At 59.4% G+C, this 19,719-nt stretch carries 25 protein-coding genes; 17 read left to right on the forward strand and 8 right to left on the reverse strand.

Features of this window, described 5'->3' with window-relative positions:
* Window positions 1-315 precede the first annotated feature (315 nt).
* Both ACN0SO_RS23165 and ACN0SO_RS23170 read left to right on the forward strand, forming a co-directional pair.
* Window positions 316-1,008 carry a response regulator transcription factor gene (locus tag ACN0SO_RS23165; RefSeq protein ID WP_417681571.1) on the forward strand — a complete coding sequence of 231 codons (693 nt, stop codon included), beginning with the start codon at window positions 316-318 and terminating at the stop codon, window positions 1,006-1,008.
* Window positions 1,009-2,589 carry a HAMP domain-containing sensor histidine kinase gene (locus ACN0SO_RS23170; protein WP_417681573.1) on the forward strand — a complete coding sequence of 527 codons (1,581 nt, stop codon included), beginning with the start codon at window positions 1,009-1,011 and terminating at the stop codon, window positions 2,587-2,589.
* Between the two features lie 86 nt (window positions 2,590-2,675).
* Here ACN0SO_RS23170 and ACN0SO_RS23175 read toward each other — a convergent pair whose 3' ends face one another.
* On the reverse strand, window positions 2,676-3,176 hold the full coding sequence (locus ACN0SO_RS23175; protein WP_417681575.1) for a DUF1566 domain-containing protein: 501 nt from the start codon (window positions 3,174-3,176) through the stop codon (window positions 2,676-2,678).
* Between the two features lie 594 nt (window positions 3,177-3,770).
* Between ACN0SO_RS23175 and ACN0SO_RS23180 the strand changes: the two genes are divergently transcribed.
* Both ACN0SO_RS23180 and ACN0SO_RS23185 read left to right on the forward strand, forming a co-directional pair.
* Window positions 3,771-4,211, forward strand: coding sequence for a GFA family protein (locus ACN0SO_RS23180; protein ID WP_417681577.1), 441 nt, complete (start codon window positions 3,771-3,773; stop codon window positions 4,209-4,211).
* Window positions 4,212-4,322: 111 nt separating this feature from the next.
* Window positions 4,323-4,793: a GNAT family N-acetyltransferase gene (locus tag ACN0SO_RS23185; RefSeq protein WP_417681578.1), complete on the forward strand. Its 471-nt coding sequence runs from the start codon at window positions 4,323-4,325 to the stop codon at window positions 4,791-4,793.
* A 17-nt stretch (window positions 4,794-4,810) separates the two neighbouring features.
* Here ACN0SO_RS23185 and ACN0SO_RS23190 read toward each other — a convergent pair whose 3' ends face one another.
* Window positions 4,811-5,725 (reverse strand): diguanylate cyclase, encoded by a 915-nt coding sequence (locus ACN0SO_RS23190; protein WP_417681580.1) that lies wholly within the window; start codon window positions 5,723-5,725, stop codon window positions 4,811-4,813.
* A 240-nt stretch (window positions 5,726-5,965) separates the two neighbouring features.
* On the opposite strand from ACN0SO_RS23190, the gene ACN0SO_RS23195 reads away from it, so the two are divergent.
* The 3 genes from ACN0SO_RS23195 (at window position 5,966) to ACN0SO_RS23205 (ending at window position 7,961) form a co-directional block, all read left to right on the forward strand.
* A complete protein-coding gene (locus tag ACN0SO_RS23195; protein ID WP_417681582.1) occupies window positions 5,966-6,682 on the forward strand; it encodes an isochorismatase family cysteine hydrolase in 717 nt (238 codons plus the stop codon).
* Window positions 6,683-6,830: 148 nt separating this feature from the next.
* A complete protein-coding gene (locus tag ACN0SO_RS23200) occupies window positions 6,831-7,097 on the forward strand; it encodes a hypothetical protein (protein ID WP_417681584.1) in 267 nt (88 codons plus the stop codon).
* A 159-nt stretch (window positions 7,098-7,256) separates the two neighbouring features.
* Window positions 7,257-7,961, forward strand: a complete 705-nt coding sequence (locus tag ACN0SO_RS23205) for a DUF1287 domain-containing protein (RefSeq protein ID WP_417681586.1) — start codon at window positions 7,257-7,259, stop codon at window positions 7,959-7,961.
* A 46-nt stretch (window positions 7,962-8,007) separates the two neighbouring features.
* On the opposite strand, the gene ACN0SO_RS23210 is transcribed toward ACN0SO_RS23205, so the two are convergent.
* From ACN0SO_RS23210 to ACN0SO_RS23225, 4 genes are all read right to left on the reverse strand, one after another.
* Window positions 8,008-8,484 carry a hypothetical protein gene (locus tag ACN0SO_RS23210; RefSeq protein WP_417681588.1) on the reverse strand — a complete coding sequence of 159 codons (477 nt, stop codon included), beginning with the start codon at window positions 8,482-8,484 and terminating at the stop codon, window positions 8,008-8,010.
* Complete coding sequence (locus ACN0SO_RS23215) at window positions 8,447-8,752, reverse strand: hypothetical protein (protein WP_417681590.1); 306 nt, start codon at window positions 8,750-8,752, stop codon at window positions 8,447-8,449. The genes ACN0SO_RS23210 and ACN0SO_RS23215 overlap by 38 nt, the downstream gene beginning before the upstream one ends.
* A gap of 21 nt (window positions 8,753-8,773) precedes the next feature.
* Window positions 8,774-9,502 carry a LexA family protein gene (locus tag ACN0SO_RS23220; protein WP_417681591.1) on the reverse strand — a complete coding sequence of 243 codons (729 nt, stop codon included), beginning with the start codon at window positions 9,500-9,502 and terminating at the stop codon, window positions 8,774-8,776.
* Between the two features lie 389 nt (window positions 9,503-9,891).
* Complete coding sequence (locus ACN0SO_RS23225; RefSeq protein WP_417681593.1) at window positions 9,892-10,926, reverse strand: hypothetical protein; 1,035 nt, start codon at window positions 10,924-10,926, stop codon at window positions 9,892-9,894.
* A gap of 269 nt (window positions 10,927-11,195) precedes the next feature.
* Between ACN0SO_RS23225 and ACN0SO_RS23230 the strand changes: the two genes are divergently transcribed.
* Genes ACN0SO_RS23230 through ACN0SO_RS23240 form a run of 3 tightly spaced genes read left to right on the forward strand, consistent with a single transcriptional unit; the run spans window position 11,196 to window position 12,557 of the window.
* Entirely contained in the window at window positions 11,196-11,498 is a 303-nt protein-coding gene (locus tag ACN0SO_RS23230) for a hypothetical protein (protein ID WP_417681595.1), read from the forward strand.
* On the forward strand, window positions 11,498-11,908 hold the full coding sequence (locus ACN0SO_RS23235) for a hypothetical protein (protein ID WP_417681597.1): 411 nt from the start codon (window positions 11,498-11,500) through the stop codon (window positions 11,906-11,908). The genes ACN0SO_RS23230 and ACN0SO_RS23235 overlap by 1 nt, the downstream gene beginning before the upstream one ends.
* Window positions 11,909-11,954: 46 nt before the next feature.
* Window positions 11,955-12,557, forward strand: coding sequence for a DUF6362 family protein (locus ACN0SO_RS23240; RefSeq protein WP_417681599.1), 603 nt, complete (start codon window positions 11,955-11,957; stop codon window positions 12,555-12,557).
* Between the two features lie 66 nt (window positions 12,558-12,623).
* On the opposite strand, the gene ACN0SO_RS23245 is transcribed toward ACN0SO_RS23240, so the two are convergent.
* Window positions 12,624-12,956, reverse strand: a complete 333-nt coding sequence (locus ACN0SO_RS23245) for a hypothetical protein (protein WP_417681601.1) — start codon at window positions 12,954-12,956, stop codon at window positions 12,624-12,626.
* A gap of 555 nt (window positions 12,957-13,511) precedes the next feature.
* On the opposite strand from ACN0SO_RS23245, the gene ACN0SO_RS23250 reads away from it, so the two are divergent.
* From ACN0SO_RS23250 to ACN0SO_RS23275, 6 genes are read left to right on the forward strand one after another with little or no spacing between them, the layout of a single operon-like run.
* Window positions 13,512-13,763, forward strand: coding sequence for a Gp49 family protein (locus ACN0SO_RS23250; RefSeq protein ID WP_417681602.1), 252 nt, complete (start codon window positions 13,512-13,514; stop codon window positions 13,761-13,763).
* Window positions 13,760-14,017, forward strand: coding sequence for a hypothetical protein (locus ACN0SO_RS23255; RefSeq protein ID WP_417681604.1), 258 nt, complete (start codon window positions 13,760-13,762; stop codon window positions 14,015-14,017). The genes ACN0SO_RS23250 and ACN0SO_RS23255 overlap by 4 nt, the downstream gene beginning before the upstream one ends.
* Window positions 14,018-14,020: 3 nt before the next feature.
* The gene (locus ACN0SO_RS23260; protein ID WP_417681606.1) at window positions 14,021-15,313 is read left to right on the forward strand and encodes a hypothetical protein; all 1,293 of its coding nucleotides are present in this window, start codon (window positions 14,021-14,023) and stop codon (window positions 15,311-15,313) included.
* 27 nt (window positions 15,314-15,340) lie between these two features.
* Complete coding sequence (locus ACN0SO_RS23265; RefSeq protein WP_417681608.1) at window positions 15,341-15,811, forward strand: hypothetical protein; 471 nt, start codon at window positions 15,341-15,343, stop codon at window positions 15,809-15,811.
* Window positions 15,795-17,375, forward strand: coding sequence for a hypothetical protein (locus ACN0SO_RS23270; protein WP_417681610.1), 1,581 nt, complete (start codon window positions 15,795-15,797; stop codon window positions 17,373-17,375). Before ACN0SO_RS23265 ends, ACN0SO_RS23270 begins: the two co-directional genes overlap by 17 nt.
* A complete protein-coding gene (locus ACN0SO_RS23275) occupies window positions 17,372-17,851 on the forward strand; it encodes a hypothetical protein (RefSeq protein WP_417681611.1) in 480 nt (159 codons plus the stop codon). Before ACN0SO_RS23270 ends, ACN0SO_RS23275 begins: the two co-directional genes overlap by 4 nt.
* A gap of 155 nt (window positions 17,852-18,006) precedes the next feature.
* Here ACN0SO_RS23275 and ACN0SO_RS23280 read toward each other — a convergent pair whose 3' ends face one another.
* Window positions 18,007-18,333: a hypothetical protein gene (locus ACN0SO_RS23280; protein ID WP_417681613.1), complete on the reverse strand. Its 327-nt coding sequence runs from the start codon at window positions 18,331-18,333 to the stop codon at window positions 18,007-18,009.
* Window positions 18,334-18,686: 353 nt separating this feature from the next.
* Between ACN0SO_RS23280 and ACN0SO_RS23285 the strand changes: the two genes are divergently transcribed.
* The gene (locus ACN0SO_RS23285) at window positions 18,687-19,553 is read left to right on the forward strand and encodes a hypothetical protein (RefSeq protein WP_417681615.1); all 867 of its coding nucleotides are present in this window, start codon (window positions 18,687-18,689) and stop codon (window positions 19,551-19,553) included.
* Window positions 19,554-19,719: the final 166 nt, after the last annotated feature.

Raw genomic sequence — 19,719 nt, forward strand, 5'->3', positions numbered from 1 at the left:
GGCCGTACATATGACCGCAAGCGATCCGGAACACCTGAGAACTTCAACCTTGCAACCACGGGGCCGTCCACATATGGGTCCCGGGTCTCACTGACGTTCGCCCGGGATGACAACAGAGGGCGAGGCGAAGCCTTGCCCTCTACACGCGTCGTCCTTTCGGATGAGAGCCGCGAGGACAACAGGGACTGAGGAGCGAATGTCGCTTTACCTAAGTTCGGCATGACCACCGGGAACAGGAGCGCCATCACCTCGCTGCAATCGCCGGTGACTGGTATAAGTTCCGCGCACGGGCGGATTCTTTCAAGAGGGACATAGATGCGGGCCAGAACCATTCTTGTTGTCGATGACGATCCGCATATTCGTGACGTGATCTGCTTTGCGCTGGAAAAGGCCTCCTACCTTTACGAGGTCGCGGCGGACGGTGAGGCGGCGGTGCGCAAGGCGGCGGAGTGCGATCCGGCGCTGATCGTGCTCGACATAGGTCTGCCGGAGATGGACGGGCTGGAGGTGTGCCGGAACATACGCAAGAGTTCCGAGGTGCCGATCCTGTTCCTGTCGGCGCGTGACGAAGAGGTCGACCGGATCGTCGGGCTGGAGATCGGCGCGGATGACTATGTCACCAAGCCGTTCAGTCCGCGGGAGCTGATCGCCCGCATCGGGGCAATCCTGAAACGATACAATAACGGCGGCGGGACGCCAGTGCCGGACGTGCTGAGCCGGGGCAGGCTGGAGATGGAGCGGGAACAACACCGGGCCGTCTTTGCAGGTGCGCAGGTCAACCTGACGGCGATCGAGTTCAACATCCTGGCCATGCTGCTCGCCCGACCGCAGTTGGTGTTCACCCGCGAGCAGATCCTGCAAGGGGCTTACAAGGACAACATCCACGTGTCCGACCGGACCATCGACAGCCATATCCGCAACATACGCGGCAAGATGAGTGCGGCCGGTTGTGACGATGCGATCGAAACGGTCCACGGGGTCGGTTTCCGCCTCGGGGCGTGCGTTTAGATGTTCCAGTCTTTCCGGGATAAGTGGCGGCCGCCGCTGAGCATGATCGTTGCCACCGTGCTCGGCATCATGCTGGTGGTGCCGCTGGCGGGCATCGTTTTCTTCCGGGTCTACGAAACGGAACTGATTCAGGCGACGGAAGCGGAGCTGATTTCCCAGAGTGCCGCGATTGCGGCGGTCACCGCCGAGCGGCTCACCGAATTGGGCGGGGCGGAGCTAAAGACCGGTGCCGTTGTGCCTCTTCACAGGGTGCGGTCTTATGAGGACGGGGATTCGGATAGCCCCTGGGCGGCCATAAGACCGCAACTGGACCTGGCGAAGACCAGGGTTCTGCCGAAGCGACCGGGGCCACAGGCGGCCGATACTGCAGCCGATCCGACCTATGCGGCCGTGGGCCGTTGGCTCGACCCGGTCCTCAGGGAAACCCAGAGACGGACGCTGGCCGGTTTCCGGGTGCTCGATTTCAACGGCACGGTGATCGCCGGACGCGGCGATATCGGGCTTTCCTTTGCCGAGGTGCCGGAAGTGAAAACAGCGCTTTCCGGCCGCTACGGCAGTGCATTGCGCGAGCGCGTCGTCAACAATCCGCAGCCGATCTATTCCATCAGCCGGGGCAGTTCCGTTCGGGTGTTCACGGCCCTGCCGATCGAGATCGACGGCCGGGTTGCCGGTGTGGTCTACTCCTCGCGCACGCCGAGCAACATCTTCCGGGAGATGTACCTGAAACGGGAAGCGGTGCTCGGGGTGCTGGCCTTCGTGCTCGGTTCCACGTTCCTGGTCGGCTTCATCTTCCTGCGCGGAATTGCCGGGCCGATCCGGGCACTGACGGCCCGCTCGCTCAGGATCGGCAACGGCGACCGGGATGCGATCCGGCCGCTCGCCATCCACGGCAACCGGGAAATCCATGCGCTGTCGACCAGCCTGCTCGACATGTCGCGCAAGCTGTTCGAGCGCAACGACTACATCAACACCTTCGCCACCCATGTGTCGCACGAGCTGAAGTCGCCGCTGACTTCCATCCAGGGAGCGGCGGAACTTCTGCTCGACGGTGGCGATACGCTTTCGGAAGCCGAACGGGCGCGGTTTCTGAAAAACATTCTGGAAGATACGGAACGCGCCTCGCTGCTGCTCACCCGGCTCAGGGCGCTGGCGCGGGCCGACAGCGTGGAGATCGGTGGCAGCTGCCGGCTGACGCAGGTTCTTGAGGGTATCGGCGGACGGTTCGAGGGGGTGGAGATTGTGTGTCCGGTGGAATGCACTTTGCCGCTTTCGGAGGAAAACGCACGGATCGTCCTTGAAAATCTGATCGACAACTCCGCCCGTCACGGGGCAAGGCGGGTCTCGTTCGAAGCGGTTCGGACGGAGGAAGGACTAACGCTTCTCGTCCGCGACGACGGTGCCGGCATATCGGAGGGCAATCGGGACCAGATCTTCGACTTGTTCTTCACCACAAGGCGCGAGGAGGGCGGTACCGGCATGGGCCTGGGCATCGTCCGCGCGCTCCTGAAGGCCCATGGCGGGACGATTGATTTGGATTCGGGGGGGAAGGGGGCGTGTTTTCGGATCGTGTTGCCGGGGTGAAAAGGCCTCCGCATGGGGACTGAAAGGAGATTGTCTGGTTTTGGCTGCGATAAGGCGTCAGCCTCCGTTGGCAATGCTTTCAGCTCCTAACGTGTACTGTCTTTCACGAGCAATACTGACAAACTGAAGCCTTGACTGTGCATGTCGGCAAAGCCGTTGGTGAAGTCGAAGAAATAGAACATGTCAGGTATCGCTTCTGTCGATGTCCAGAACGCCGCTCCTTCGCCGAAGTCGGAATCGGCAATATTGGGAAAAGCAACGGCGTCAATCTTCGGACCTTCGCACGTCTCGACGAGGAGGGTTTCCAATTCTTCTCCGGTCGGGACGCGCCAACCTTCCCCTTCCTTCCTCGCATAATCAAGCGCCTCGTTCAGCCCGAGGCCGCGCGCCTCTCCGGTACAAATCTTCGCTCCTGCGTCCCATCGCATTCCGATCGCGCATCTTTTCCAGGTCAACCCATGTTCCGGGTTCGTCGCCTCATCACCCTGCAAAAGAAAGTTGGAGCCATTCCCCGTGATGCAGGCCGCATGGGCATTGGGGGGAAGGAGAAGTGATAAAAAGAGGGCTGATATGACTCTGGATCGCATGCAGATCTGCATCCCTAAACTGGCTTGCTTGAAAGTCTGAAATTGTTCGATGCAGCCCAATAAATTTGGTTTGTGGCAGAACTCGGCTCATCTTCCACGAATTCGCAAACCCTGAGCCTGCTAACTCGCTGTTCTGCGCCTTGCGCACCGTTTGCCAGGGCGTAATGAACGGCTGCTTCGAAGGCGCAAAGCTGTCGTTTGAAAAGCTCGCTTTTGAACGCTTTCCGGCTGACAAGGCAAAAGCCGACGGGGAGGCTCGCACCCGCCCCTTGCGAGGCTTTGCAACCCTGACTCGCCAGCCCGTCAGGGGGCTGACCCTATGAGCAAGCGACACATCATCAGTGTCGCATTTCCAATCGGCCAGATGTGAGTCCTCAGGAGGTTGTTCATTCGGGCCGGAGCGAGGAGACCGGAGTTGCCAAAGTTGTGGGTTATGGCGGACAAGCTGCACAACCTGCAAGTCGCGCCTCTGGCAAGACCGGCTTCGGGGCGGACTGCGGCACTCATATCGGAGGGTTCCTCGACGCTCTCGTGCCCGGCTGTTAATGTGCGGTCGGAGAACGCACCAGACCTCACGGGACACTTGCAAAGCCCATGACACAGCAGAACGACGACGGCGCGCACGGAATCACCGGGCGTTGCTATTGCGGCGCGACGACGATCAAGGCGCCGGGGAAGCCACGGACCGTTGCCTATTGCCATTGTGCGGATTGTCGGCGCGTTTCCGGTGCGCCGGTTGCCGCGTTCGCGGCTTTTGACGAGGGGGCGGTGACGTTCAGCCCGACCGAGGGGCGCAAGGTGGCTGTCAATCCCGGGGTGGAACGCACATTCTGCCCGTCCTGCGGGTCTCCGATCACTGGGCGCTACGATTACCTGCCGGGCCAGGTCTTTGTCTCTCTCGGTATTCTCGATCAGGCAGACGGCCTGGCGCCGGAGCTTCACGCCCACGCGGCGGAACGCCTCAAATGGCTGCATATCGACGACGATCTGGAGCGTGTCGGGGCAAGTTCGCGGGAGCAACTCGCGCAATCGTGACGATCGCCATGCGGACGAAGCCTTTCGTTCGACGGTTCGTCTCCCATATGAACGGAACTTTACCGCACTTCCATCTTCCCAGGCCTCCCGGTTCCTCCGATGTCCCGTTCCATGTCCGAAATCGCTTTTGTCCGGCTGACCGAGGTGTCGCCCGATGAGATTATCGCTCATATGTCAGACCCGCGTGTCGGCGAGCACATGCCGCTTCTGAAAGGCGCGTGGGACCGGCAGGCTTGCGATACCTTCATTGCGGCCAAGGAGGCGTGCTGGCACCGGGATGGCCTTGGTCACTGGGCGATCCTTCGGCACGGCTTCTATGTGGGATGGGGCGGGTTTCAAAGAGAAGGCGACGAATGGGATTTCGGCCTGGTTCTGAAGCCTGAAAGTTTCGGATTCGGGGCGCGCATTGCAGCCAAGGCACTCGCTTTTGCCCGCGGCGACGACCGCATACCCTTCGTCACATTCCTTCTGCCGCCGTCAAGAAAACACTGGCGCTGGCTGGACAGGCTCGGTGCCGTCTTTGTCGGAGAGGTTGATTATGACGGCAGTACCTTTCTGAAATACCGACTGGATACGATGTAACCGCTCGCCGGTGGCGGTCAGGTATCGGCATTCATGGCGTCCTCCCAGAGGGTGCAGCGGTTTTTGCCCGCGGTCTTGGCGGCATAAAGGGCCTTGTCTGCGCGGTCGATGGATCGTTCCACCGGGACGCGCGGCTGGAGACCGGCAACGCCGAAGGAAGCGGTGACGTAAATGGGATCATCGGCGCCCACAAACTGAGGCACTTTCGCCAGTGTGTTGCAAAGTCGCTTGATGACGGCCAGTCCGTCGACATCGGTCGTGTCGGGAAGGACGATCAGAAATTCCTCGCCGCCATATCGGAAGACGGCATCATAGGGCCGCAGGTTCTGTCCGATATGGCGGGCGAAAGAGATCAGAACCCGGTCTCCGGCAGGATGGCCGAAGCGGTCGTTGACGATCTTGAAATTGTCCAGGTCCATCATGGCAAGACAGCAGGCCTGGACGCCCCGCTCAACAAGCGCCTGGTGTTCGCGCAGTTGGGAAAGCATATGAGTGCGGCCGGGTATGCCGGTCAGAGGATCGATGGCATAGAGCGTGTCGTCGATATCCTGGCGAAGCGTGGCGATTTCCATACGGAGATTCTTCAAGGCGCTGACGAAATGCTGGTACTCCTTATGGGATACTCCCTCCCGGGCAGCCAATGCGCGTAGCATGTTCCGGGCATGGGTGTGCATACGTTCGTGCTCGGCACCCAATTCGCGGAAACCCGGCCGTTTGGCAAGGGCGGTCGTGACGTCGTTTCCGGAAAAGTACCACTGGCCGAGTCGACATCGGTGGTGGGCGTCTTCGCGCAGGTCATCTCCGTCCGGCGGCAGGCCGCAGACGAGCGTTCCGATCAAGGCGTCGAACCATTGCTCGTGATTGTAGGCGCATCGGTCGATCTCCGCCGCTGCAGCGCGCAGGTCCTCTAAATTGAGACTGTCAATCGCCATAACCGTCCCCTTCGATGGTTTCGGGAACAATTATTCTGGCAGGGCGATCTCTCCGAAGTCTTAAAACGGCATCGGCGCCATCCGACACAATCTCCAAGACGAACAGGCGGGGTTTCTGAAGGGTGGAGCAATTGCTGCATCGTGTGCGGATCCTGGCCCCTAGACAGGACAAGCCGCCGACAGGATGCAAGTTGCCGTCGGCGGTTCCAAGATGAACCTGAACCGGAAAGGTTGACTGTCATGAATTCTCTTCTTGCCTCGCTCGCCCTGAGCCTTCCGTTGGCCCTGGCCGCTGCCGCAGCACCGGCGGTCGCGGCGGAAACCCTGCCGAGCTTCGACAAGGCCCGCACGGCGGTGGTGATCACCGATCCGCAAAACGACTTTCTTGCCGAGGACGGCAAGCTTTACGGGCTGCTGGCCGACAATATGAAAGAGCTGGACACGGTCGCGAATATCGAGGCCCTGATGAAGGCGGCGAAGACCGCGAAGATGACAATGGCGGTAGATCCGCTGGTCTATACTCCTGGCGATGTGGCGTGGAGCCGTGCCGGCGCCCTGCAGCGCCAACTCCTGGACATGGGCGCGTTGCAACGGGTTTCGGCCGAAGCCTTCGAAGGTTCGGGGGCGGATTTCTATGCACCCTACAAGCCGTATATCCACGACGGCGAAACCATCGTGGTGGCGCCGCACAAGATGTACGGACCGGAAAGCAACGATCTGATCTATCAGCTCAGGGCACGGGGGATCGATACCGTGGTTCTTGCCGGTCTCGTCGCCAACCTGTGCGTGGACTCCCACATGCGCGCGCTGATGGAAAACGGCTTCAAGGTCTATGTGGTCAAGGACGCGGTCGCAGCACCCGGAGAAGATGCCTATAACGCCGCGCTGGTCAATTTCTCCATGATCGCCAATGGCGTGCTGACAACTGCGGAAGCGACACAGGCTTTGAGCCGCTGAAGGCCGCCGATGCCGGACGGGGGCCTCAACTCGGCACGGCGACGACGGGCCGGCCCTGTGGCGGGTACCGTCTCTGCGCAACGTGGCCAACACCGCGCCTTACTTTCACAACGGCTCGGTTGCGCCCCTCGAAGAGGCGATCCGTGTGATGGCAGCGACACAGCTTAACAGGAGGCCGGAGGCGAAGCCGAAGGGCGAGGTGCCGCCAATCACCTGGGACCCGGCCACCCGGAAGGTCACGCCCTACCGTCCGAGGGTGTTGACGGCAGCGGATATCGATGCGATCGCCGTATTTCTGCGCGGCCTGTCGGTCGGTGGGGGCGCGACAGGCCAGGCGGCCGAGTTTAAGTCGCGTGCAGATGTGGCGACCTCCTTGGAAACTGATTCAAATTTATCGGCTAACCGTCTGTATTGAAAAGTAAGTTAGTGCGATGGGCGCGTTCTCGCAGCCCATTCGAGTGCTCGATCGTATCGAGCGGTCCGCCTGTTGCGGATTACGGGGAGCGGGACGCTTGCCACCACAATGAGGTCCTAATCCGTCTCTAATCCTGTACGTCTTCTCAGGAGGAGCGGGATGAAGCGGCGGGTATTTCTGATCGGATCCGGTGTCCTTGCTGGCGGTGGCCTTCTAGCGGCTACGGTGCCTTCCTACCGGATGCAGGCGGCGGTTCAGGTTGCGCAATCGACGTTCGCCGGACCCTCTGCCCCTCCGGAACCTGAACCTGCTGAAACCGGCTGGCAGCAACCGGAGCCCTGGGCGGCAAAGCTGATTGCCGCGGCTGAAAGCCAGATCGGAGAGACGGTGACCTATGATCCCTCCTATGTTTCCCTGCCGTTTCCGAATGGCGATATCCCGCGCGAGCGGGGCGTTTGTACCGATGTGGTCGTGCGCGCCTATCGCGATGCCTTCGGCTTTGACCTTCAAAGGGAAGTCAACAGGGACATGAAGGCCCATTTTGCTGCCTATCCGACAATCTGGGGGCTCAAAGACCCGGACCGGAACATCGACCACCGGCGGGTGCCGAACCTCCAGGCCTTCTTCAAACGACACGGGGCGGCGCTGGCTGTCAGCGGCAATCCGGAAGACTATCAACCGGGCGATGTCGTCTCACAGATGCTGCCCGGCAATCTGCCTCATATCGCGATTGTCACCCATCGCAGGTCGAAGGACGGAGCAAGGCCGTTGCTGGTTCACAATATCGGCGCCGGCACGCGGCTCGAAGATCGGCTGTTCGAGTTTCAGATCTCCGGGCATTACCGGTTCAATCCGGTGGTTTAGTCTGAGGCGGGTCGCCGGTATGTTGTTGGCTTCCCTCTCCTGGCAACTAGAACCAGCAGCTCTGCTCCAGATCCATCACCTGGATCGAAAGCATTTCCCAGTCGATATCGGCCTTGATGGCCGCGAAGGCCGTGGCGTTATGAGCGTCCATGAAAAGATCCACGAGCTCTTCGTAGCCGACAAGGTCGCCGTTCTTGAACGGATTGTAGTCTGGATCGACACTATGGAATTCCGTCCGGTCGAGGGTGAGACGACGTGACTTGAAATAGGCCGCAACCGTGTTGTCCATTAGCAGAAATGCGTCGAAAAGATCTTGGAAGGGGGGCCTCAGGACCGTGTCGGTTTCTCCGGCCTTTCGTTGAATGATATAGAACGGCCCGCTGCAGGCATCGATGTTGCCCGGTTCGAGCGTGGCGATTGCCTCGATCGTAGTGTTGGTGACAGCCGGCGCGGGGGTGGAGAAGGCCACGACTGCCAGAAAGAGCTTAGTTGCTCGTATTATCGAGCGGATTGTTTTTCGCATTTTTCCATTTCCGATAAAGCAGGAAGAGCAACCAGGAAGCGGCGGTCTGGATAATGGCGCCGACGAAACTGTGGGGGAGTTCGTCGGTAAATCCCGTGGTGATGTGAATGTTGCCCAGTATGGCGGCGGTTATCAGCGTAGACACGGTGATCGCGATGATCGCGCGCAGATAGACCGGGCCAAGCCGGGTGGAAAACAGGCAGACAAGGCAGATGATCATCCCGACCGGGTCGAGTAGCTTTGCGGCGGAAAATGCGAGAAAATACAATGGTTCCCCCTCGGGTTCTTGTTATTCGACCGGACGTATGACGCTCAGGACCTTGGCGATGATGCGGACTTCGGCGGCTTCCTCGCTGTGGTCGTTGAAGATGATCGGATCCTGAAAGCGCGGATCATTGGATTCCGGCCTCAGCTCGATCCGGTTCTTATGACGGACGACACGCTTGGCCGTACGCTCTATCGTATGGCCGCCGTCCCTTGAGCGTTCGACGACAGCGACGTCGCCGGACTTGAGTTCAATGCCCGCCTGCATGAAGTCGAGGCAGAGGATGAGGTCGCCGTCCCGGGCGATCCGGTTCATGCTCTCGCCGCGTATGCGCAGAAGATACTGGGCGTTGGGCGGAAACCGACAGTCACCACCGGCAAGGGTGGACTCTTCCGATTGCTCGGTCTCGAACAGACCTGCTTCCATCCACAGCCCGGCTGCGACTTCTCCCTTGATTTCAAGAGCTTTTGGACTGGTTCTGGTGGGGGCTATATCGAATTCGGTGACGAGGGTGGGGGCAAGGTCCAGGATCTGCTCGCGGGTGATCGGCGGATCGCCCTGGCCTTCCAGCACGGGCAGCAGCTTGGCGACGAAATCCGCCGGCAGGGACGGCTTCACGAAATCGGCGCTGAAATAGCGCTGGATGGACGAGGCGTTGCGATAGCCCATCCGTCGCGCGATTTCCCGTAGCGAGAGGCCGCTCTGATCCTTGAGGGCGGTCAGACGGGCCGGAATATCCGTGTCTGCGTCCATGGCATGCGTGCACCTTTTTCCAAACAATGTACGTAATTAACAGAAAAAACGTATGGTGTCTACGTTGACATAGGAGAAGCGTAAATGTACGAAATTACGTACAATCTGATCGGCAGGTGGTAAATCTGATGCTGGATAGCCTGGGTATTGAATAATTTCTCGGGAGTTAGCAGAGATTGCGAGTTGGAGGTCTGCGTCCAAAGATGGATGGGTTTGCGTCAATGAGATAGGCGAATTGCAGTTCCGATCGTACGAATATGCGTAATTTCTTTGCGGCGGTCAAGCAGTGGGGCTGTTCGAAAGCTTTCGCTGCAACTGGCTTTTACAAGGAGTGCAAAATGAACGAGGCATGCACGGCCGAAAAGTCTGTCGTCGGTAGGGTGTCGCCGTCACAAGGCGCAATGGTCCTGGAAGGATGCGATGACAGTCTCCAGTCCGAATGCCGGGAACGTGAAGCTTCGGGTTTCGCGTCTCTTCAGTTGAACTTTCAATTCGATTTCCTTGCCGCCCTGAAGCGCGCGGACGATTTCGCGCGTATCGCTGTCTGCCGGTGGGCCGAGAAAGATCCCGTCGGCGGGATTCGGACTGATGTTCAGCGCGCCGACTTTCCTTCCATCGAGGGACAAAGTGGCCTTGAGCGGTTGTTGCGGGACCGTATCGTCAAACGGGGCGAAGACGACCGTCCACTCGTTTTCTCTGCACTGAAATCCAAAGGTGTTGCCCGCGGCATTATGAGACCAGGCGGAATAGACGCCAGGGATCGACGCAAAGCCTTCCTGGCCGTCTCCTATCCAGTCCGTTCCCAGAGAGGCCCGCGTCCATGCTGGCCAGTTGCAGGCATTCATCAGCGGCGGGATAGCATCCGCAAGCTCCTCGATCGCGTATTCGGCAAGGAAAACCGGATCTGCTTTGTCTCCCTGCCAGATCACAAGGCGTTTGCCATACGCCAACTGCAGGATGAAGTTCTGGGCGTCGCTGCCATCCCTACTAAGGGTCGTACTCCCGCGTCCATACTGAGCGAAAAAACTGCCGGTTCTTGTGTCATCGATCGCGTAGTCCAAGAACAGTTGTTCTCCGATCCGATCCTCCGGAACCTCGGGCGGATAACGGAGCATGACAAATGTCTCCATGCCGGTACAAGACAGGTCGAGATCCGAAATAACACCGCCGAAAGCCTTGACGTTCGGCCCAAGGGCGCGGGTGGAAAGAAGGACGGATTTTCCATCTTGCGACCGGGTGACATTCCAGTTTCCGTTGCGGGGCTGCAGTGCCTTTCCGGGCGCGCCAGAAAGGCTGTCGTAGCAGTCAAGGCGCGCGGCATTGTCCTGGATCGTGGCGCAATCGGAGCGTTCCGAACCGGCTGCGAAGACGGTTGCTGGCCACAGCAAGGCGACCAGCGCGGCGATCACCAAAATACTCCGCATTCGGAAACTCCGAAGTTGATTCGATCTCAATCATACCGCCGTGGTTGCGTGCATGCGACCGGGATCGGGCATTTTCATGCAAGGAAGACTGACTGGCGAAAAGACGAATATGGGACGCGCTCGTCCTTTTCGAAGGCGGCCTGAATGGACTTGCTTAGGTTGCTCGCCGTCATGCCCACAGGAGTGGACCTTGTGCTCGCCGTTTATTGTTTCACCTGGGGACTTGCGCGCCGGAGCCGCAACGAAGGTTCGGACAAGTGGGGATGCGAATGACGGAAATCCAGGACCAGATCGAGGAAGCCCGGCGACGGGTGGAGATCTGCCGGCGCCGAGCCGAACGAGCCGGGGCTGGGATAGAGGCCGAGCTTGCCCTGCAGAGCGCGCGTAATCGTTTGCTGACGATGGAACTGCGGGTGCTTCAGCGGGTGGTGGCGTCGCAAAGGAAACTCTGCAGGGGGCCGGACGGACCACTTGTGGCGGCGGAACCTGCAAAACCTCAAAAACACAGGCGGATGAGCGCCCGGGAGCGGGCCGAAGCCGCCTTCGCGAAACTTCAAAAAGGAGGTGCCTGATGGCTTCAGGAGGACATGTGGACCGGATTGCCGGGGAATTCGGCGTCCATTTCATCAGCTTCGAGCGGCGGATCACCGGGGCACACCAGTCGAAGGCGCGCCGGACCTGCCATACGCTTTTGAAGAAGAACGGCGAAGACCACCTGCGCCTGGTGTTCGGTCTGATCAATGCGGGGAAAAACCGGGGCAACTGGTCTGCCCGCTGCTTCACCGCCGTCTCCTGGCTGGTGCTGAACCGGTCGGACCTGGCGGATCGGGCCGATTTCGTCGCTCTGTTCGATCGTATCGACCTGGACGCCTTGCAGGCGGTCGCCCGGAAGACCGACCCGAAGGCGCCGACCAAGGCGATGACCGTGCTGCTTTCCTACGAGATGGACCGGCTGGCGGCGGGAGGCGAGATGGCGGCCTGAATGCGCGCGGCCAGTATTAATTAAACACGACAATGGAGAGATCGATTTGACCATATGGACCCCGGAAACCGTGCTGGCCCGGCTGATCGAGGCGGCGGAGGTGATCGCGATTACCACGCGTCGCGACGGGCACAAGCGGCTGCGGACACTGTGGCCGGAGTGGCAGCGCGATTATGCGGGCAAGATGCGCAAACCCCGGCGGACGGCAAGCCCGGCGGAGGTGGCGCGCGCGGAGGAAGCGATCACCTGGTATGAGTTGATCGAGGATCAGGAGAGCCGCTGCGCGCTGCAATTCCAGGTGCTGAGTGCGGCGACCGGCGTCAGCTTCTCCAAGGTGTGCAACAATTTCGGCTGGAAGCGCACAACGGTGATCAGCCGCAACTCGATTGAACTGAAACGGCTTTCGGAAAAGCTGCGTCTAGACCGCGTTCCCGTGCAGGCCCCGGACCCTCGACATCTTCGTCAAAAGGGGGCAAAACCCGCACCTATCAACGGTACCTTGGAGAAATGCGCCACGCACTGGCGCAACTTCGAGCCGGGGCCATTCGATCCGAAAAACTTCGATCCGGCCTGGGCGAAGGCGCAGGCGGAGAAGCGCCGGCGCAAGCTGCTCGGGGCGGAGATCGAGGAAGGATCGGGGACAGGGTGAGTGAGGAGACCCGGACGCCTTAAACCATCCGTTTGATTGAGAATGCTTCTTATTCTGAGGTCGATCTCACTCAAACGGAATGGCGTACATCCGGCCAGCTTCGATCAACATTGGTGCCATCAAAAACAGCGCGCAAACCTGGAAAAGCATTCCAAGGAGCAGCATTGATCCGCGCGGCAGATCATCGCCCGCGGAGCCAACGAAAATGCCAAACATCGCGCCGGCGAAGAGCTTCAAGCCGAGCGCTGCCGTCATAAACCCGAGCGTGAGGGCGAAGACGTTCAAAGGCGCAAATGGCTCGATGAACAAATATTCGGTGAGAAACATGGTCGCGATAATCCCCAAATAGATCGCCGTTCCCGTGCGCGGAAGAAACGCGATCTTGAAGGCCTCGCCCATTCTCATCTGATCATAGCCTCTGCATTGGTGACTGATCGAGGGATCAACTCAGCTTTATATTGACATATAGGTACCTTTTCCAAGGCTGGAAATATTTTCGACCGGAAGCGCACAACGGTGATCAGCCGCAACTTCGTTGAACCGAAACGGCTTTTGCCAAGGCTCTGTCTAGATTGCATTTCCATGCATTCCGCAACCCCTCGACACCTTCGTCAAAAGGGGGCAGAACCGCACTCATAAACGGTATCCTGGAGAACTGCGCCACTCGACAGGCCGATCTGGAGGCAGGGCTCGATAGGCTGCAAGCTTTCGGCTCAAACAACCAGGCTCATGGAATACTGGGTCCCAGCCTGCGCTGGGACGACATCTGAGTGGCGGGCAGGGCAGTGCCTCACACGTTTCGCTCTGGAAATGAGGTGGCCCCGGCTCGAGGCCGGGGAGACGGCCGAGGGGGAGGCGTAGGCTTCGGTATTCTTCTCTTCGGGCGAGAAGCAGCAATAGCAATCTGAAGGATCGCTTCGGCGGTCCTTTTTTATTGGAAAAGGGAAACAGGTCATGCGGGCCAATGAGAATGAGATCGAGCAGATGATCGAACGGGAGATTTTTCATCATTATCCGGGATCGACGGTGGTCGGTTGTGTGCTGGTGACGGGCTTCGGCTACCAGGCGCACGGGTTTTCCATCGCGGGCGACCCGGACGGGTTCGATCTGGAGCGGGGCATGGAGATTGCCCGCAGGAACGCGCGTGGCCGTCTCAACGGGCTCGAGGCCTATTGCCGGCTGAAAGAAAAGGCGGAGATCCAATGAGCGAGACGATTGACTTCAGCGTGACCAGCGACGGCTGGACCGAGGTGGCGAGCGGGTCGGAATTCGTGACGGTGGCCACCAACGGCCGGGAACGGTTTGCGGTCCATGTCGGGAGTGCTGCACCGGCGCTGACGGCGCCGTTTCTGGAAGGCGCGCCGTGCGAGCCGGTTTCGCTGACCGGCCTGGTCGCGAGCGACAAGGTCTATGTGCGGGCTGCGACCAGCCCGGCGCGTGTTGTGGTCCTGCGGAGCTGATCCATGACCGGTCTTGTTTTCGGCCGGCCAGGACCGGCCATGGGACTGCGGTTCGGACCGAAGCGCAGCCGTTATGTGGCGGACGCGCCGGCGGATTTCCGATTTACCGATGTTCTGGCACGGGTGAATTACATGCAAGTGCCCGCGCCGGATGCAGTGGCTTCGGCCTTCACCCGTACAAACACGCGCTACGGTGAGGATGCGTTCGGAACTCTGGTGCCGTTTGCGGCGGAAGAGCCAGCGATCCTCTCCGGCGTCGGATACTGTCACAATGAGGGTTGGACCAACGAGGTGGTCGATCCGATGGCCGCCGGCGCGGCCGTCGGCGTGGTCGGTTCCGGCGGGAGTCTGCCCACCGGAAGCGGGACCGGCAATATAAGTACAGTCGAGGTGCTTTCCGTCGAAACAAGAGCCGACGGCCTGACCTGGGTCACCGTCAGCCTGACCAAGGGCACCGTAGCAGCGGTGACCTATCCGCGCCTGTGGTTCGTAGCCAATGTCGCGAGTTCGGCTGGGGACGACTGGTCTGCCCAGGTGCGGCTGAACCTCATCTCCCATTCGGGCGCGGCAGGGGCGATTCAGGCGCAGCTTGAGGGATCTTCGGATTTCAGGACCCTGGATCTGATCGACCTTTCTCCCGGGGAGCAGAAGGTTTTCCTCTCCGGGCAGAATGACGGCACCTCGGCTGTGGTGAAGTTCCAGATGGGGGTCAATCTCGAGGTCGGGGAAAGCTGGAACTGCGTCTTCGAATATGCGCTGCCGCAACTGACGAAAACGGCTTATCAGATGCCACCGGGTGTCGGCACGACAGCGGCTGACAGGATGATTTTCGACGCGGCTGACATAGGTCTCGGGGTCAATCCGTCGGTAACCGGGTTCACTGTGGTCTGGCGCGGCACCTTGCGGGCGAGTGCAGCGGATTACGCCCGGGCCTTCGAGGTCGCCTCTGACATCGACAATCGGCTGGCCCTGGCAAAGAACGCTTCCGATCAGTTGACCATTCTCTATGCCGTTGGCGGTGTCTACGGGTCGGCAGGTCTGGCAGCAGGGCTCGGCCAGGAAACCACCGTTGGCGTCACCTGGCGAGCGGATGGATCCATGACGATCGCCGAGGCCGGACAGCTGCAATTGACTCGAACGGTCACGCCATTTGAGGCGGTCATCAGTACGCTCAGTGCCGGCTGCGGCAGGACGGGCGCGGATCTCTTCAACGGCGAAACAGGTCGGTTCCTGTGCCTTCCTTCTGCAATCGACGATGACGAACTGGCTGCTTTGGTGCAACGGGCGGCGGCATGAGGGTTACATTCCTGAATGGGTGAAGAGATGTCAGAGCCTGAAGGCTACGACGATACGGGCAAATGGAAGACGTCCAAGGCGCGCAAGGAGGCCTGCGCGCGGTTCTGCGACCATATCCGTCAGGGGTTTTCCATGGACTGTTTCCCGGAGGCGAGCGCCCGAACGATCCGCCATTACGCCAAGGCCTATCCGGAAGATTTTCAAGCGGAAAAGCTGGAGGCCGCAGCCCGCGAGGGACTGCTGGTGTGGGAGCAGCTCGGACTTCAGGGGGCGAAAGGCGAAATCGCGAAGTTCAGCGCCACCGCCTGGATGTTCAACATGAAGAACCGGGCAGGCTGGCGGGACCGGCAGGAGACGCGTTCCGAAACGGTGGCGGCCGACCAGACGCCGGCGAAACAGACGGTGAAGCCACGACCGACCGGAGAAATCGCCTTGTCGATGATGGCGCTGATGGCGCAGGCCGAATACGAACGGTGGACGGATGGCGACGACGCTTGAGGCATTGATCGCGAAGATCGACGCCATGGCTCCAGGTGACCGGCTGGCGCTGCAGACGGGGCTGGACGAAGCGGGCGTGCTGGACCAGTTCGCCCACTGGCAGCCGCAGGAAGGGCCGCAGACGGAAGGGTATTTCTCGCTCGCCGACCTGACGCTTTACGGAGGGGCGGCGGGGGGCGGCAAGACCGACCTGATCGCGGGACTGGCGCTGTTCGCACACCACAAGGCGGCGATCTTCCGGCGTAACCTGACCTCGCTGAAAGGCCTAATCCTGCGCATGAACGCGATCATGCGCGAAGCTGGGCTCGGCCGGATCACCGGCGCGCCGCCGCGCTGGATCGGGCCTGACGACCGGATCATCGAATTCGGTCATCTGGGCATGCCGGGCTCGGAAGAGGACTGGCAGGGCGTCGACCACGACCTGAAGGCTTTCGATGAGGGCGCGCAACTCGATCCGCGCAAGATCATCTTCGTGCTCGGCTGGAACCGGAGCACACGGCCCGGTCAGCGCTGCCGGGGGCTGATTGCCAGCAACCCGCCGCTTGGTGGCGAAGGGGATTATCTGCTGGAGTGGTTCGGCCCCTGGCTGGACCCGTTGCATCCGCTTTACGGTGCGGCTCAGCCGGGCGAGTTGCTGTGGGCCGTCTTTATCGACGACGGGGATGCGATCCGCACGGTCTGGGTGGACGGGCCGGAGCCGGTGGAGATCGAGGGCGAGTTCCGGACACCCAAGAGCCGGACCTTCATTCCAGCACGCATGGGCGACAACAAGTACCTGGGCAAGGACTATGAGGCCCAGATCGACCAGATGCCGGAACCGATGCGCACCGCGCTCAAGACCGGCGATTTCGTGGCCGCGCGTCAGGATCACGACTGGCAGGTGATCCCATCAGAATGGGTGGAGCTTGCTTTCCAGCGCTACGACCAGGGTGTGGATGCGGGCCTGCCCATGGACGTGATCGGTGTCGATGTCGCTCAGGGTGGCAAGGACAAGACGGTGCTGGCGCCGCTTCACGGGCGGCGGTTCGAGGCCAATATCGTGCGCCGGGGCGCGGACACCCGCGACGGGGCGGAAGTCGGTGCGCTGGTGATCCGGGAACGGCGCGACGGGGCGCTGATCGTGGTCGACTGCACCGGCGGCTGGGGCGGCGATACGGTCGGGTTTTTATCTCGCGAGAACGGTGTGCCGGTGGAAAAATGCGTGTTCTCGGAGCATTCGGGAGAAGCGGCGGCCGACAGCCGGATGCCGTTCTATAATCTTCGGGCCCAGCTTTACTGGCGTTTTCGCGAGGCACTGCATCCGACCAGCGGAGCGGGGATCGCGATCCGGCGGTCGAGCGTGGTCAAGGCACAGTTGACAGCGTCGCGATGGCTGGCACGCGGCAACAAGATCCTGATCGAAAGCAAAGAGGACATCAGAAAGCGGACCGGCGCGTCTCCTGACGAGGCCGACGCGATGGTGATGGCATGGGGATGGCGGGACAGGGCAATGCTGAAGCGGGCGGTCAAGATGCAAGCGAAAAGCCGGAGCGCGCCGATGGAAGACCCGCTGGCCGACTGGTGATCCGCGATTTGTGCGTGCGCGATGCGTCTTATATCGCGGCCAATATGCGGGCCGCGGACCTGCGCGAGATCTCCTGCCTGTGGAAGCACTGGGACACGCGGGCGCTTGCCATCTGTGCCATGGAGCATTCGGTGCCGGGCATGGCCTGGTCGGTATGGCTGAAAGGCCAGCCGGTGGCGGCCTACGGCTTCAGCTATGTCTCGCCGTTCGACCCGGACCACTGGCAGGCCTGGGCGTTCGGAACCGAGCGCTTCCGGCGCGCCGTGCCGGTCATGACCCGGCATGTCAATTCCATCAGGGACCGGGTCCGCAAGGACTGCCGGCGGATGCAGGTCGTCACCCATACGGAGCATGACATCTCACATCGCTGGCTCGAAAGCCTGGGCGCGCGGCGGGAAGGGGTGCTCAGGGCGTATGGGCGGAATGGTGAGGATTTTGTCGTTTATGCGTGGGTGCGGGGCGAGGAGAGTATTTAGGCGGTATCTTCCATTTCCCTCTCCGCCTGAAAGAGGGAAATGGAGTCTCAAATGGCTGTGCAGCTTTGATTTAACTGAGAAAATCAAAATCAGAAGGATAAAGTGCACTTCGGTTCTACTGCCGCTGAAACTCTTCAAGACTTAGTTGGCAAATTCTAATCGCTTAACCGGGTCAGGTTAGCAGTGAAGTTAACTCCAGGAGCTTGCGGCGAAGTTCCTTTGCAGGCGATAGAATCTCCGTTTGACTGTCCAACTAAATTGATTGTGACTTTATCAATGCCAAATACTGAGACGATGTTTCCAATTTGCGTATGTCGATTTGTCACAACAGTAGCGGTCATATTGTCGCCATCGACGTCATAAGTGCCGGTGTAGTACAGCCCGGCATCTCCGCCCCAAATCTTGCCGTCTCGGGCGTAAATAACACCAGTTCCCACTCCAGCTTGGGTCTGAAAGTGTACGCTATAAAGTCCGTTGCGCATGTTAATTCCTCTCGATTGAAGCGCAATTCTAGTACCCTTATAAAGGGTGTTGGTCAAATGCGTACCAGTGATAATTGCCGTTGTCAGCAGGTGTTGACCCATACGGAGTATGACACTTCACACCGCTGGCTGGAGAGCCTAGGCGTATAGCATGCAGGCCAGCCGCATGGCTGACGAGCATCACCACAATAGCAACGTTGCGCTTGCGGGACGCACGCTGGGCTTAGAAATGACTCATGCGGTCAATCGTGTATGGAAAGGGTATTAGCAGCGGAGTAGTTGAGTAAATGTAACAATCATTGGTATATAGCGTCCTCAACTTCGCTTCAAATCGATTCCATTTAGAAAATCGCATGGCACATTCACAAAATCCGCAAGTGCCACCCAAGCGTGGGCCGCATTATAGGGTGCCATGGAGGTCTATCGATCCCAAAAACGTGATTGGCCACACAAATTATCTAAATTTGCTAGGTCAATACAAAACTGCCGAAAAAGAGGCAAAGGTAAAAAGAGATCGGTATGATCGTGCGAAAACTAAATTCGATGTTGATGCAGCTTTGGAAATAATTGATGAGTGCATTAGCGATGATGCAATAGACCGCGTTATTGATGACTTAGAAAGAACACAAAAGCCACCTAAGATCGCGTTTCCTCATCCTGAATGGGACGCAGGAACAGGCGAATTTAATCCAAATTCTCGTCCGACTAATGCGTTGCCGTTTGCATTTGCTCAAGTCTTGGCTGAAATCTTAGACTGTGAAGTTGACCTAGAAATCGGTCAAATCGCGAGACCTGGACGGAAAAAATTAACGAATCTTCAGAGATTCGTCTGGCAAGCTAAGTTTGAGGGTGACGTTAGCGAAGAGCACGCCTATATCCTGGCTGACGATATGTTCCATTTCGGTGGAACGCTGGCCATGCTACGAAGTTACATCGTAGAGAATGGTGGAGTAGTGATTTCGGCTACATCGCTAGCCACAAAAGATGGAGCGCATAAGCCGTTTCCAGTTGAAGATAACACGTTAGGCGTGCTTAGATCACTTTATAGTGCCGATATCGATGAGTTTTGGCGCGAGGAGATAGGACATGAGACAGTTTGCCTTACTGAAATTGAAGGCGCTTTTCTCTCCGAATGGGGGAGCAAACTCCCCGACCTCGCAGATGGGGACACCTTACTTCAGCGACTCCGAGAAGAGATTAATAAAACAAAAGCGACGTGAGGCCCAAGAGGTCGTAAAAAATGCTACACGCGAACGTGGATATAAGGTCCACCCGCGAATTTTAGAAAAGAAAAAAGTCAGCGCGTAGCCGGTACACGGCTACCGCAATACCACAACTGCAACCTCTTTCCATTTTTCTCAGAAGAAGCGCGCCCTTGAGAACGAT

It is taken from the genome of Roseibium sp. (genome assembly GCF_048260565.1).
Lineage (GTDB): Bacteria > Pseudomonadota > Alphaproteobacteria > Rhizobiales > Stappiaceae > Roseibium.